We start from the raw sequence: 1,031 nt of genomic DNA on the forward strand, positions 1-1,031 counted from the left end.
ACCGGGCGTGCCATTGGCGATGGTGCAATCCGTGCCGCCGGTCGGGCAGAGGAAATAGCTGGTATAGGCGCTGGTCTTCTTGCGCCGGCTGTAATTGCCGCCAATTTCCCAGTTGCTGAAGATGCTGCCGGAAATCTCGCCGACCAGGTTGGCGCGGAACGACTTCATGTCGTCGATGAACTTGGGCCGGTTGAGGAAGCCCGCCTGCACGACGGCGGTGGTGCCATTATAGCCCCAGCCATTGGGGTCGGTCAGGCTGATGACATTGGGGTCGCTGTAATCGAGCGTCGGCACGATGCTGAACAGGCCATTCGACTGGCGCTCGACGCGCACCGTGTCGGACACGCCCGAACGCAGATAGCCGGTGCCCGAGTAGGTTTCGAGCAGGAAGTCGGTGCGCTTGGCGCGCGACCAGCTGGCATCGACATTGAGCTTGAGCCGATCATTGAGGCGGATGTCGTTGTTCCAGCCGAGCGAGATGGTGTCGGCCTTGCGCTTGTTATAATCGTTGCGCTGGACGCCATAGACGTTGGAGAAGGTGGCGCCGGTGACGAAGCCATTGTCGACCGTCACGTCGCTGACGCCGACATCGGTGCCCCAGACGAGCGGGAATTCGATGCCGCGCAGCCGCTGCTCTTCCTCGAAATGCGAGGCGAGGACGTCGAAGGTCGAGTGGAAATTGTCGCTCGGCTGCCATTCCAGCGTGCCGACCATGCCATAGCGCTTGAGCAGGTTCGACTGCACATAGGGCTTGGCGCCGCCGATGATCAGATTGCCGTCGGCATCGGTGGGATAGCCCCAGGCGTTGAAACGCTCATTCTGCGACGGGGTCTGCGAGGCGGCGAAGCCTAGCGACAGGCCCAGCGTGTCGTCGGCGAACTGATCGACATAGGTGGCCGAAGCGCGATAGCCATAGCGTTCGCCATCAGGATTGAGCTTGTCCATGCCGTTCATCTGGCCGCGCAGCGACACGGCGAGGATGCGGTCATTCTTGTCGAGCGGACGCAGCATGCGCAGGTCGACCGTGCCGG

At 62.3% G+C, this 1,031-nt stretch carries 1 pseudogene; it reads right to left on the reverse strand.

The window, feature by feature from the left end:
* Window positions 1-1,031, reverse strand: a pseudogene (locus DI606_RS20300) (TonB-dependent receptor); the annotation flags it as partial.

The sequence above is a fragment of the Sphingobium sp. genome (genome assembly GCF_003248505.1).
Classification (GTDB): domain Bacteria; phylum Pseudomonadota; class Alphaproteobacteria; order Sphingomonadales; family Sphingomonadaceae; genus Sphingobium.